Source organism: Niveibacterium sp. COAC-50, assembly GCF_013184235.1.
Classification (GTDB): Bacteria; Pseudomonadota; Gammaproteobacteria; order Burkholderiales; family Rhodocyclaceae; genus Niveibacterium; species Niveibacterium microcysteis.
Genome location: NZ_JABCJM010000001.1, coordinates 109,080 through 121,950 on the forward strand (window position 1 = coordinate 109,080; position 12,871 = coordinate 121,950).

General features: G+C 66.3%; 12 protein-coding genes. 6 read left to right on the top strand and 6 right to left on the bottom strand.

Annotated features, from left to right (window positions below; all coding sequences use genetic code 11):
- Position 1: 1 nt before the first annotated feature.
- The 3 genes from HH302_RS00490 to HH302_RS22385 form a co-directional block, all read right to left on the bottom strand.
- Complete coding sequence (locus tag HH302_RS00490) at positions 2-1,033, bottom strand: HD domain-containing phosphohydrolase (protein ID WP_172196709.1); 1,032 nt, start codon at positions 1,031-1,033, stop codon at positions 2-4.
- 44 nt (positions 1,034-1,077) lie between these two features.
- Complete coding sequence (locus tag HH302_RS00495) at positions 1,078-3,447, bottom strand: PAS domain-containing sensor histidine kinase (RefSeq protein ID WP_172196711.1); 2,370 nt, start codon at positions 3,445-3,447, stop codon at positions 1,078-1,080.
- 325 nt (positions 3,448-3,772) lie between these two features.
- Entirely contained in the window at positions 3,773-4,210 is a 438-nt protein-coding gene (locus HH302_RS22385) for an FKBP-type peptidyl-prolyl cis-trans isomerase (protein ID WP_371814537.1), read from the bottom strand.
- Positions 4,211-4,282: 72 nt separating this feature from the next.
- Between HH302_RS22385 and HH302_RS00505 the strand changes: the two genes are divergently transcribed.
- The 5 genes from HH302_RS00505 (at position 4,283) to HH302_RS00525 (ending at position 8,513) form a co-directional block, all read left to right on the top strand.
- Positions 4,283-5,032, top strand: coding sequence for a bifunctional 2-polyprenyl-6-hydroxyphenol methylase/3-demethylubiquinol 3-O-methyltransferase UbiG (locus HH302_RS00505; protein ID WP_253945972.1), 750 nt, complete (start codon positions 4,283-4,285; stop codon positions 5,030-5,032).
- A 101-nt stretch (positions 5,033-5,133) separates the two neighbouring features.
- Positions 5,134-6,432 carry a tryptophan--tRNA ligase gene (locus HH302_RS00510; RefSeq protein WP_172196717.1) on the top strand — a complete coding sequence of 433 codons (1,299 nt, stop codon included), beginning with the start codon at positions 5,134-5,136 and terminating at the stop codon, positions 6,430-6,432.
- A gap of 2 nt (positions 6,433-6,434) precedes the next feature.
- Positions 6,435-7,106, top strand: coding sequence for an HAD family phosphatase (locus HH302_RS00515; protein WP_172196719.1), 672 nt, complete (start codon positions 6,435-6,437; stop codon positions 7,104-7,106).
- Positions 7,100-7,936: a CPBP family intramembrane glutamic endopeptidase gene (locus tag HH302_RS00520; protein ID WP_172196721.1), complete on the top strand. Its 837-nt coding sequence runs from the start codon at positions 7,100-7,102 to the stop codon at positions 7,934-7,936. The genes HH302_RS00515 and HH302_RS00520 overlap by 7 nt, the downstream gene beginning before the upstream one ends.
- 337 nt (positions 7,937-8,273) lie before the next feature.
- Positions 8,274-8,513 carry a hypothetical protein gene (locus HH302_RS00525; RefSeq protein ID WP_172196723.1) on the top strand — a complete coding sequence of 80 codons (240 nt, stop codon included), beginning with the start codon at positions 8,274-8,276 and terminating at the stop codon, positions 8,511-8,513.
- A gap of 94 nt (positions 8,514-8,607) precedes the next feature.
- Here the strand turns inward: HH302_RS00525 and HH302_RS00530 are convergent, their stop codons facing one another.
- A complete protein-coding gene (locus tag HH302_RS00530) occupies positions 8,608-9,408 on the bottom strand; it encodes a GGDEF domain-containing protein (protein ID WP_172196725.1) in 801 nt (266 codons plus the stop codon).
- 178 nt (positions 9,409-9,586) lie between these two features.
- Between HH302_RS00530 and HH302_RS00535 the strand changes: the two genes are divergently transcribed.
- A complete protein-coding gene (locus HH302_RS00535) occupies positions 9,587-10,372 on the top strand; it encodes an ABC transporter substrate-binding protein (protein ID WP_172196727.1) in 786 nt (261 codons plus the stop codon).
- Positions 10,373-10,399: 27 nt separating this feature from the next.
- On the opposite strand, the gene HH302_RS00540 is transcribed toward HH302_RS00535, so the two are convergent.
- Together HH302_RS00540 and HH302_RS00545 are read right to left on the bottom strand one after the other, a co-directional pair.
- Positions 10,400-11,296, bottom strand: a complete 897-nt coding sequence (locus HH302_RS00540) for a hypothetical protein (protein ID WP_172196730.1) — start codon at positions 11,294-11,296, stop codon at positions 10,400-10,402.
- Between the two features lie 172 nt (positions 11,297-11,468).
- Positions 11,469-12,764 carry a sulfate adenylyltransferase subunit 1 gene (locus HH302_RS00545; protein ID WP_172196732.1) on the bottom strand — a complete coding sequence of 432 codons (1,296 nt, stop codon included), beginning with the start codon at positions 12,762-12,764 and terminating at the stop codon, positions 11,469-11,471.
- Positions 12,765-12,871: the final 107 nt, after the last annotated feature.

Consider the following 12,871-nt stretch of genomic DNA (forward strand, 5'->3'; position numbering starts at 1 on the left):
CCTAGTCCTGGAAGCGCGCCCGGATTTCCAGCACCTCGTCCCAGCAGCCGAGGAAGACGTCGACGCAGCGGGGGTCGAAGTGGGTGCCACGCCCCTGTTCAAGGAAGCCGCGCGCGTCTTCCAGCGTCCAGGCGCGCTTGTACGGGCGTGTCGAAGTCAGCGCGTCGAATACATCCGCCACTGCGACGATCCGGCCGATCAGCGGAATGGCCTCGCCTGCGAGCCCCTGCGGGTAACCGCTGCCGTCGAACTTCTCGTGGTGGGTCAGGGCGATCTCGGCGGCCATGTGCAGCACCGGTGAGGCGGAGTCCTTCAGGATCTCGTGCCCGATCGCGGCGTGGCGCTTCATGATCTCGAACTCGTCCGGTGTCAGCCGGCCGGGTTTGAGCAGGATCGCGTCGGGCGTGCCCAGTTTGCCGACGTCATGCATCGGCGCGGCGGCGAGCAGCATCTCGCAGACCGCGGAATCGAGCTGCAACTCGCGCCCGATCATGGCCGAGAAATACGCCATGCGCTGGATGTGCGAACCGGTCTCGGGGTCGCGGAACTCGGCGGCTTTCGCAAGCCGCGTTACGGTCTCGCGCTCGCGTTCGTGGATGTCTGCGGTGGCGCGCCTGACCGCCTCCGCCAGCTCTTCGGCACGATTCGCGAGCATCAGGGAATGCTGCCTCAGGCGCAGCATGTTCCGTGCGCGCGGGATGAACTCGTTCTTGTCGACGGGCTTGGTGAGGAAGTCGGTGGCGCCGCTTTCGAGCGCATCGAACCGCACTGTTTTCTCATGCGCGGCGGTAACCATGAGGATAGGCACATCCTCGTTGGAATGCGCCTCACGGAAGCGGCGGATCAGCTCGATGCCGTCGAGCCCCGGCATCATGTAGTCGACGATCAGCAGATCGGGCTGCTCCAGCATGCAGTGCGTCAGCCCCTGCTGCGGGTCGGAAAAAGTCAGCGTCTCGCAATTCTCGACGCGGGCCACGAGCGCCTGCATCAAGGCCAGGTTGACCGGCGTGTCATCGATGATCACAACCTTCATTGCGCGATTCCGGAAGTCCTTGGAAGGAACGCTGGTGCTACTCATCATGCAATTCCCGGGTCGTCGTCGTCGGCGCGCTGCGGGGCGCGGCGCGGCAAGGTCAGGATGAAACGGGTGCCTTCGCCGGTGGTGCTCTCGACGCGGATCGCGCCGCCCAGCACGCCGGTGACGATGGTGTAGACGATGTTGAGGCCAAGCCCGGTGCCGCCTCGGCCGAGTTTGGTGGTGAAGAAGGGGTCGAAGATACGCGGCACGTTTTCGGCCGGAATGCCTTGGCCATCGTCCTCGAAAACCAGCTTCACATGCTGCTCGCCTTCCACTTCGGCGCTGATCTTGATGCGGCCGCCGGTGTGGGTTTCAAAACCGTGCGTGATGGCGTTGGTGGTCAGGTTGGTGATGACCTGGCCCAGCGCGCCCGGGTAGCTGTCGAACTCCAGGCCCGCCGGAATCTCGTTGGCGAAGGTGCAGCCTGCCTTGCGGAAGGTTGGCGCCAGCGTGACCTCGATCTCGCGGGCGATTTCGCGCAGGTCGAAGACCCGCCGACGCGCACCGATCTGGTCTACCGCGATCTGCTTGAAGCTTGACACCAGATCCGCCGCGCGCTGCAGGTTGCGCAGCAGCGTGTCGTTGCCGTCGGCGAGGTCGGCGAGGAACTCGCTCAGCGTGCTGCGCCGCAGCCCGCTCTCCAGCGCGGAATTGAGTTCGTGCCGGTGGTCTTCCAGTGTCGTCGCCACCATCAGGCAATTGCCGATCGGGGTGTTCAGCTCGTGCGCGATGCCCGCCACCAATCGGCCTAGCGCGGCCAGCTTCTCGTTCTGCACGAGATGCGTCTGCGCAGTCTGCAGGCGGTTGAGCAGTTCGCCCAGCTCGCGGTTGGCAGATTCCAGATCGTGCGTGCGGCGCGCGACCTTGTCTTCCAGCGTACGGTTGATCTCTTCGACTTCCGCCTTGGCGTTGATGATCGGCGTCACGTCGATCGCGCTCCAGATGAAGCAGGCGCGGCCGTGCAGCGTAACGCGGCGTCCCGCGATGTCGTAGCAGGCGCGCGTGCCGTCGGCCGATACCGTCCAGGCGCTGATCTTCTCCTGCTCGTCGATCGCGTTGAGCATCCCGTCGAAACGGTCCGCATCGTCGCCGCTCGCCCACAGCCCAAGGCGCGCCAAGGGCCGGCCGATGCAGTCGCTGAGTGAGCGGCCGAAGTCGCGTTCAAACTGGGTGTTGACGTCCAGGATCTCGGCGGTGTGCTCAAGATCAACAATGCACAGGGCGACCGGCGCGTGGTGGAACAGCGCTGCAAAGCGCTGCTCACTCTCGCGCAGCGCCTCTTCGGCGGCACGTTCCTGCGTGATGTCGCGCAGGTTCCAGACCAGCAACTCCTCGCCGCCGGCACGGAACTGGCGGGCCGATGCCTCCATCAGCAGGCCAACGCCATCGTAGGTCCGCATCCAGACCTCGCGCCCTTCGAGCAGGCCCTTTTCATCGATTTCCGCAATGCAGCTGGCGCGCATCTCCGGGTCGATCCAGAGCGGGATGTCGCTGGCACGCTGGCCCAGCACCTCGCCCTTGGCATAGCCGAAGGTGCGCTCCCAGGCCGGGTTCACCATCCGGAACAAGCCATCTTCCTTGCGCGCGACCGACATCGGCGTTGCCGTCAGCGCGAACACGGTAGACAGGCGTTCCTCGGACTCGCGTCGCGCCGTTTCGGAGCGCTGTCGCTCCTCGAGTTCGCGGCCCAGCGCCACGTTCTTGGCTTCCAGGTCGGCGAAGAGGCCCAGCAATTCACGCCGCGTGACTTCGAGGCGGCTTGCGAGGTGGCCGATCTCATCGTCGCCGCGCGACGGGATCTCCTGCGACAGCTCGCCGCGCGCGAGCGCGTCCGCGGCGTTGCCGAGGGAGGCCAGCGGGGCGACCAGGCGCCGCCGCAACAGCCAGAAGATCATGACCGCGGCAAAGCCCAGCTGCAGCAACGCGGTGCCGGCGAAAGCTCCCATCTGGCGCAATTGCTGTGCCCGCACGGTGTCGCCGGTGACGCCTACGTTCACCGTGCCGAGTTCGCGTTCCTTGTAGATGACCTTGCGCCCGGTCTGGCGGATCTGCGCGTTGGGAGCGCCGCGTTTGATTTCAAGCAGTGGGCCGGCGGTACGGTCAACGATCGTGACCAGCACGACGTCCGGGTCGCTCAACACCGCTTCGACGAGGGGCCGCACGGCGTCCGGGCTCAGGTTCCAGAGCGGCTCGCGGGCACCGAAGGCGAGGATGTTGGCGTACTGGTCGAGCTGCAGCGCGATGCGCCGTTCCACCTCGGCCTGATAACTTTTGTAGAGCACAGGCAGCGCAAAAAGCGCTGGTAGCGCCAGGCCGATGGCGACGAACAGCAGGATCGATGTGCGTAGCGATCGGGTTCTGATGAGCATGGGCTGCGACGCGCCTTTGCGTTTCCAGCATGTTATTACGGCGGGGCGCCGGAGAACTTCAGTGTTTGTTCAATGCCGATGATGGTGCAGTCATGCTGCAGTGCAAGATGTGGGCCGCCGACCGACTCGAGGATGCGAACGGCCAGCGCGACTCCAGACTCCAGATATGCCGCCGACAACGAGCAGCGGTTGAAGCGGCGTCCGCCGCTCAGCGTGTTGCCCTATGTGGTTGCAGCCGCCGGAGCCGCTTCCGGTTGTGGGGGCGCGGGGTGTTGTGGTGCGGATCAAGCAAGGCCGCCGGACCCGACGGCCTTGCGACACGGGGCTATTTGACGATGCCAAGCAGTTCCACTTCAAACTGAAGCGTGGCGTTCGGCGGAATCACGCCGCCCGCGCCGCGCTGGCCGTAAGCGATCGACGGCGGGCACACGAGCTTGGCCTTGCCGCCCACCTTGATTTTCTGCACGCCCTCGGTCCAGCAGGGGATCACGCGGGTCAGCGGGAATTCGGCCGGTTCGTTGCGGGCGTAGGAGCTGTCGAATTCCTTGCCGTCCGGCAGGGTACCCCGGTAGTGCACACGAACCTTGTCGGTGACCTTGGGCTGGGCGCCGGTGCCATCCTTCAGCGATACGAAGACAAGGCCGGACGGGGTGGTCACGGCACCGGGTTCTTTGGCTGTGCGGGCGGCCAGTTCGGCGCCGGCATCCTGGGCAAAGGCGGGGCTGATCGCAAGGGCGGCAAGCAGGGTGATGATGGACTTCACGGTATCCTCCGAGGGTTGAGCGCCGAAGCATACGACAAGCGCATTCCGCCTGCCGCCTTGAGGAGCCTGAGCATGGCGATAGACCTGTTCTCCGCCGATCCCGCCCACTACGCCGCAGTGCGCCCGGGTTACCCCTCCGCACTGTTCGACTGGATCGCCGCAACCGCACCCGCGCGCGGCCGAGTGTGGGATTGCGGTTGCGGCAATGGCCAGGCCGCTGTCGCGCTGGCACATCACTTCGAGCGGGTCGATGCGACGGATTTGTCTGCTGCGCAGATTGCGCATGCCAAGCCGCATCCGGGCGTGCACTACCGCACCATGGCGGCCGAGGCGACGGATTTCCCGGACGAGGCCTTCGATACGGTCTGCGTCGCGCAGGCGCTGCATTGGTTCGACATGGCCCGCTTCACGCCGGAACTCGATCGCGTGCTCAAACCCGGCGGGCTGTTTGCGGCCTGGGGTTATGGCGGCTTTTCGCTGAACCCGGCTTTCGACGCCATGTTGCGCCGCACGGTGCTCGACCCGATTGCGGCCTTCTGGGCGCCGCAGAACCAGTTGTTGTGGGGCGGCTACCGGGCGGTGCCTTTGCCATATCCGGATCTCGATGTGCCATGCATCTACATGCCGGTGCAGGCGGACCTGGCGGGTGTGATCGCCTACCTCAAGTCCTGGTCAGCGGTTCGGCTCTATACCGATGCGCATGGCGACGGCCTGCTGCGCGAGGCGGCCGACGCCCTGCAGCCGGTGTGGGGGCGCGCGCCGAGTGCCGTACAGACCCTCGATTTCAGCTTCCACCTGCGGGCAGTCCGAAAACCGCTCTGAATCCCCCCGACTGTCGTATCGCCGTGCGCGCGATTCGTACTCGCGGCCGCGCTTCGGTAGACTCCCGCCTTTGCGTCCGAATTTTCCCCAAGGCGGCATCGATGAGTCAGCGTGTCCTGACCGGTATCACCACCACCGGCATCCCCCATCTCGGCAATTACGTCGGTGCGATTCGCCCGGCGATTCTCGCGAGCCAGCAGCCCGAAACCGAGAGTTTCTTCTTCCTTGCCGACTATCACGCGCTGATCAAGTGCGACGACCCGGACCGCATCGAGCGTTCGCGTCTCGCGATCGCCGCGACCTGGCTGGCGGCCGGCCTCGATACCTCGCGCGTGGTGTTCTACCGCCAAAGCGACATCCCCGAAATCCCCGAGCTGACCTGGCTGCTGACCTGCGTCACCGCCAAAGGCCTGATGAACCGTGCGCACGCCTACAAGGCCTCGGTGGACCAGAACGAACTGGCCGGCAACGAGCCGGACGATGGCGTGACGATGGGCCTCTTCAGCTACCCGATCCTGATGGCGGCGGACATCCTGATCTTCAACGCCAACAAGGTGCCGGTGGGGCGCGATCAGGTGCAGCACATCGAGATGGCGCGCGACGTGGCGCAACGCTTCAACCACCTGTTCGGCAAGGGGCGCCAGTTCTTCGTGCTGCCGGAAGCCGCGGTGGATGAGGCGGTGGCGACGCTGCCCGGCCTCGATGGTCGCAAGATGTCGAAGAGCTACGACAACACCGTGCCGCTGTTCGAAGGCGGCGCCAAAGGGCTGCGCGAAGCGATCGCGCGCATCGTGACCGATTCCCGCCTGCCGGGTGAGCCGAAAGACCCGGACAGCACCAGCCTCTCCGCGCTGTTCGACGCTTTCGCCACGCCGGCCGAACGCGAAGCCTTCCGCGCCGATCTGCGCGCCGGCCTCGGCTGGGGTGAGGCCAAGCAGCGCCTGGTCGAACAGCTCGAACGTGAGATCGCGCCGATGCGTGCGCGCTACGAGGAGCTGATCGCACACCCGGCCAAGATCGAAGAGGCGCTTCAGGAAGGTGCGCGCAAGGCGCGCGCGCTGGCCACGCCGCTGCTCGCCGAGCTGCGCCAGGCGGTCGGCCTGCGCCCGATGGTCGCGGCACCGACCGCGAAAGCGGCCGAAGCGGTGAAGGCCGCCGCGAAACCGGTGTTCAAGCAATATCGCGGGGCCGACGGCCGCTTTTACTTCAAGCTGACCGATCCGCAAGGCCGCCTGCTGCTGCAGAGCGAAGGCTTTGATGGCGGACGCGATGCCGGCCAGTGGGTCGGTCGCCTCAAGAGCGAAGGTGCCGCGGCATTGGCCGGTGCGCCGGTCCACGCAGCCGATGGCGTCAGTGCCGACGAGATTGCCGCCGCGCTGGCGAGTTTCGCCGAGGAATGAGTGTGGCCGCGCCTCGGCTCGTGATCTTCGATTGCGATGGCGTGCTGGTGGACAGCGAGCCGATGGCGAACCGCAAGTTCGTCGAGCAAGCCGCCCGCTTCGGCCTGCCGCTCGACGAAGTCGCCACGCTGCATGAGTTCAACGGCGCGGCGATGCGGACGCGGGCCGAGGTGCTGGCGGCCCGCCATGGCTGGGTGCCGCCGGCCGATTTCGTCGCGCGCGTCGATGCCGCGGTGGACGCCGCGGTGGCCGAGGCCGAAGCGATCCCGGGCGTGGCGGCAGTGCTCGAGCGTCTTGAGGCTTCGCGGGTGCCCGTCTGTCTCGCCTCGAACAGCCGCCATCAAGAGATCGACCTGCGCCTGCGGCATCTTGGATTCGAGCGTTTCTTCCCACGCCGTTTCAGTGGCGCGGACGATGTCGCCGCCCCGAAGCCGGCGCCCGACCTCTACCTGCATGCGGCGCGCGAGATGGGCGTCTCGCCGGCGGATTGCCTCGTGGTCGAGGATAGCGAGAACGGCATCCGTGCCGCCGTCGCCGCTGGCTCCCGGGTACTTGGCCTGGCGCGCTTTACCCCCGCCGAGCGGATCAGCGCGCTCGGCGCGATTCCGTTCGCCGACATGGCCGCGCTGCCTGCGCTGCTGGTTTCGCAAGGCATAGCTCTCGCCGGATGCTGAGTGCCGCACTGCTGATGCTGGCCGTGCTGTCTGCATGGGGGCCGTGCGTCGCCGGGCGGCCGGTCTGGCCGGCGGTGTTCGCGTTGGCACTGGTCGCGGCCGTGGCCGAGGGGGTGCTGGCAAGTTGGGCCCTGGCCGCCGTGCTGGCGCTGGCGGCTGCCGGCGTGCTGTATACGCAACTCGCGCACAGGGGCCTGGCCCGTGCGCTTGGGGTCGTTGTGGCTTTGCTGGCCTTGGCGCTCGCGTTGCATGTCGTGCCGGGCGCGGCGAACCCCCTGCTGGCCGGGTTGCAACGCTTGAGTCCCGAGTCGTTGCCGTTCCGGCCGTGGCTGAGTGTGGACAAGGGCTTTGCCGGCCTGGTGCTGTTGTTGTGCTTCGTGCCGCTCGCCCGGTCTGCCGCCGACTGGCGCCAGGTCGGTGCGACCTTGCTGCGCGTTGGCGTGCCGCTGGTGGTTCTGATCGTTGCCGCAAGCCTCGCAGCGGGTTACGTGGCACCGGATCCGAAGTGGCCCGCGTTTGCCTTGCCCTTTCTCGCCGGGAATCTGCTGTTCACCTGCGTCGCCGAGGAGGCGTTCTTCCGCGGCCTGATCCAGCGCGGGCTGGCGACGACGATCGGCGTCGCACCGGCGCTGGCGATCGCAAGCTTGTTGTTTGGCCTCGCCCATCTGGCCGGCGGCCCGCTCTATGCGGCAATTGCAGCCTTTGCCGGCCTCGGCTACGGCTGGGCTTACCAGCGCAGTGCCCGCATTGAGGCCGCGATCCTGTGTCACTTTGCACTGAACGCGGTGCATTTCCTCGGTTTCAGCTACCCGGCGCTGTCTCCGCATTGAGCGCGCCTGCCGCCGTTCACCTAGCGAGCTTCTGGCGGCAGGGGTAGATAACGCGCCAAAATTTCCGGACACGAACACCCTTCCCCCGGTTGTCGCTCCGGCCATGGCTATCCGGCTCCTCGCGAGCTGCCGACTGGAGCGACAACTCCATCAGCGATTGCTACGGCAACCGGTTTACCGAACCGGGCATCGACCAGGATGTGGCGAAGCAGATCATCGCCTTCACCCATGTCAGCGGCCACGAGTACGTCAGCAACTTCCTCAACGTCGACACCCTGAAGTTCGACAGCAGTGACCCGGCCAAGGACTCAAACCATGACGCGCAGGAGCATCTCGTGTGCAGTCATCAACTGTCGTTGTCGAAGGTCTCGGGAGTGAAGCTTGCAGCAGGGCTGATGAGCGACATCGCGAGACCCTGCTGGATGCCGTCCGGATGGCCGACGTCGGCAGCCTCGCGGGCAAGAAGGGCACGGTGTTTGCCGGAGTTGGTCATGAGTACTGGCAGAACAAGTTCGGCGCCAATCACGCGACGGCGCCGGGCGCCAACACTTCGACCGGGATGCGGAAGGCCGAGTAGCTTTGCTGACCGCAGGATCCGCCGGAGGGCGGTGCCCTTGCACCCCCTTGCAGGACGGATGCGCGAGCACGCGTCCGTCCTGAAGGTGATCTCGCTAGGGGTGCGTGCGCAAGCCAAGCGCTTCGATCGTCGCCGGTGCGGGCTTGTGCGAACCGCCATCCGGGTGGTGCACTGTGGTGCGGTTGCGCCCCGCACGTTTCGATTCGTAGAGCGCCTGGTCGGCCTCGCTCAGCAGGGTGTCGATGTCCCGGTCGCTGTAGTGGTGGTAGACCGACAGGCCCGCCGAAACGGTACATCGCAGAGCACCTTTGCCGGTCGCGATGTCTGTCTGCGCGATCACTTCGCGTATCTTTTCTGCAACGGTCAGCGCGCCGGCCTGGTCGGTGTCTGGCAGCGCGACGACGAACTCTTCGCCCCCCATGCGGCCCGCGACATCGCTGCTTCTGAGGTGGGCGCGGACCAGCTGTGCAACCGTGCGGATGGTGCTGTCGCCGATTTCGTGACCATGGGTGTCATTGATCGACTTGAAGTGGTCGATATCAAGGAACAGGATCGCCATTGGGCGCTTGGCCCGGCGTGCCAGCGTCAGGTACTGCTCGCAGCAGACCAGGAAAGGGGCCCGGTTGTACAGTGAGGTCAGGCCGTCGTAGGTCGCGAGCTGGCGCATTTCCTGTTCCAGGGTGTGGATCCTGAACAGGAATCCGACCATCACCCATGAGATCGTGGGCGCCAGCAGCAGGGGGGTCGCAAGCGTGGCGACCCAGCCAACCATTGGGAGCTCGGCGCCGAGGCTCCGGAAGATCAGTACGGTGATGGCAACCGATCCGATGACCGAAGCTGCGGTGACGGCGAGCGTCGTTCCGCGCCTCCCCATCCTGAGGACCACGGGCAGCATTCAAGGACCTCCTGCGCGCGTCTATGCTGGCCACCAGTTGCATCCGGCGGGCCGGTATGCCTTCAATCTAGCATCGATGCCGGCTTGCCGGCGGCGCCGCAACTCGCGAGCCGTGCTTCTTTACCATCGGGCGCCCACGGCGTTAGGCTCAAGGCTCCGGCCAGATGCCTTCCGAGAGATGTTGCTAACCGTCAAGCGGCTTGGGTGTTTCCTGCCCCTCACCTTGTCCCTGATCGGCACGGTATCCCCGGCCGCCGCGGCATGTGTGCGACCTTATGTCGTTCTCGGCTCGCCTGGTGGCGCCAACCTCTATGCCGAACCGGGTGGTGTCGGCGGTTTCCTGCCCGAGCTGGTTGCGCTGGTCGGGCGGCGCAGCGGCTGCAGTCTTCGGGTGGAGCTGCTCCCCCCCGAGCGATTGATCGCGCTTGCCGAAGTCGCGGAGGCGGACATCCTTGGCAATGTCAGCCGCGGGCGCACGATCCCGACCGATCGCGATTTCGTCGCGGTGGCGCAGTTGCCGGTCGAGTTCGTCGTCGATCGCCGCCGCGGCATACAGTCGCCGCAAGCAGTGCTCGGGGCCTCCGGCGCCCTGGTTGGCAGGATGCGCCGCGGGGCTGAGCCGACAGAGGTCCGTGCGTTCTTCGATGCGCTGGCTCCGGAGAACATCGATCAGTCGGAGGATATGGACACCCTGGCGCGGAAGCTTGCCGCAGGGCGCATCGTGGGCTTCTTCGGTACGCCGCTGTACTACCGCCACTCCACCGAGTCGGCGGGCTTGGGGGACAACGCGCGTGGCTTGCCTTTCAAGGCGCAGCCTTATCGCATCGGCTGGTCGATGCTTCATGCGCGGGTGGCGCCGGCGGATCGGGCCGTGATTCGGAAGACGCTGGAAGCCCTGGTGCGCAGCGGGGAGGTCGACGCCTTGCTGGCGCGGCACGCTGGCAAGGCGCAACCTGCGCCCTGACGTGCTGGAGGCGCGACGGCCGCCCGTTCAGTGCGGTTTCTGCGCCTCGCCGACGCTGCTTCTGCGGGGCTCCGGCGCCCACCACCAGTTGGCGGGGATCTGGTTGCCCAGGTCCGGGAAGTCCGGGTTCGCGAGTTCGATGATCTGCCGCTGATCAAGCCGTGCTTGCGCGAGCACCGGCGCAAAGTACTGCTGGAATACGCGCTCGTAGCTGCCGTCGCGGAGCGCCTGATCGAGCCCGCGACCGATGCGCTCGGCCAGGTCGCGTCGGGCCGGATTGACGACGAAGAACCAGTCGGCGCGGTAGTGCAAGGCCAGCCTGGGCTCGATCAGCAGCGTGTTGTCCCCGCGCGCATGCAGGGCCTCGTGCTCCGCGAAGATTTCGCCTACGCCGCGCGAGAGGTAGTCCATGCGGCCAGCCTTAAGCATCTTGAACATGCCTTGGTAGTCCGCGCCGTCGACCACCCTGAGCTGATTGGCCAGCATCACCGGGTAATCGGCAAAAGTCCGGACGAAGCCCATCCGCAACGGGCGCAGTTCGTCCAGCGACTGCACATGAGCGAGTTCTCGCGCGCCCTCGGCGTTCGCCAGCAGCAGGCGCCAGCCGAGCAGGCCGCGTTGCAGCGGCACCGGGATGAAGATCACCGGCTGGCGCACCAGTTCGCGACTGCCGATGGCGACCGCGACGTCCAGGTGGCCGCTGCTCAGATCCGCAATCCGGCGTGCCTGCATCTGCGCCGGCAGCCGCACGATGCGGTCGGGCGCGTCGCCCGCTGGGGCTTTCTGCAGCGCCAGGGTGAGGATCTCGAGCACGAAGTCCCAGCGCTTGTCTTCCGGCGTATCGCCGCCCGGGAAACGAATATCGCCGGCGATGGCCGGCAGTGCGAACAGCGCGACTAAGAGCAGTAACACGCGATGCAGCATGTGGCGGTGCTCCCGTGTGGCGGGCGAGGTGACAGCGATTATGACCGGACTGGCGCGTCGCGGTGCGAGGAGGGCGCGTCGGCATGTCCGCGCGCACCGGCGCCCGGAGCCCAAAAAAGAAGGGCAACCCGTCAGGGTTGCCCTCGTTCCTGTTGCGACAAGACTTCTTTCTTTACAGCACCATGCCTGCGCCGACCGTGTTGTTGGTCGACTCGTCGACGACGATGAAGGCGCCGGTTTCGCGGTTGGTCGTGTAGGGGTCAGCGAAGATCGGCTGCGCGAGCTTGAAGCCGACTTCGGCGATGTCGTTCACCGCCAGTTGCGTCGCATCGACATGCTCTTGCGAGTTGATGTCGACCTTGTACGCGATGCCCGAGAGCTTGGCCTTCACGGTGCGCGAGGTGTGGCGGATCAGGTAGGTGCGGGCCGGCGACAGCGGCGTCTCCGACAGCCAGCACAGCATCGCGCGCAGTTCCTTCTTCGCTTCCGGCGCGTTGCCGGACTTGACGATCATGTCGCCGCGCGAGATGTCGACCTCGTCTTCCAGCAGCAGCGTGACCGACTGTTCGGTGTGGCCGACGTCGATCGGCTCGCCACCGATGTGCACCGCCTTGACGCGCGATTCGATGCCCGAGGGCAGCACCGTGACGGCGTCGCCAGCTTGTACCGTGCCTGATTCGACACGACCGGCGAAGCCGCGATAGTCGTGCAGTTCGGGGTCGTCCGAGGCTTGCGGGCGGATCACGTACTGCACCGGGAAGCGGAAGGATTCGCTGCGTTCGTGCGTGCCAGCGGGCGGCGCCGTTTCGAGGATATCCAGCAGGGTCGGGCCTTCGTACCAGGGCATCGCATCGCCGCGCTCGACGATGTTGTCGCCAGCCAGCGCGGACACCGGGATGAAGCGCACGTCGAAGCCCTTGGCGGTCAGGCCCATCTTGTCGGCGAAGGCGCGGTACTCGGCGCAGATGCGGTCGTACGTGGCCTGGTTGTAGTCGACCAGATCCATCTTGTTCACCGCCACCACCAGATGCGGAATGCCCACCAGATGCGTGATGTAGCTGTGCCGGCGGGTCTGCGCGAGCACACCCTTGCGCGCGTCGATCATGATGATCGCGAGGTTCGCGGTGGATGCCGCGGTGACCATGTTGCGGGTGTACTGCTCGTGGCCCGGCGCGTCGGCGATGATGTACTTGCGCGTGCCGGTGGCGAAGTAGCGGTAGGCCACGTCGATCGTGATCCCCTGTTCGCGCTCGGCCTGCAGGCCATCGGTCAGCAGCGAGAGGTCGACCGCCTCGAGCCCGCGCTTCTTCGAGGTCTTCTCGATCGCGGTCAGCGCATCGGCGAGGATCGCCTTGGTGTCGTACAGCAGGCGGCCGATCAGCGTGCTCTTGCCGTCGTCGACGCTGCCGCAGGTCATGAAGCGCAGCAGGCCGTTTTCTTGGGTCGGAAGGTGTTCCATCGCGGACATTCTCAAAGTTCTTTCATTCAGTGACCGGCGGGATCGATTGCGAAGAGTCCGTCGCGAGCGCGCCGAGGCCGGGGCGAGAAGCGCAGCCGTACGTCCGGTACGGCGAG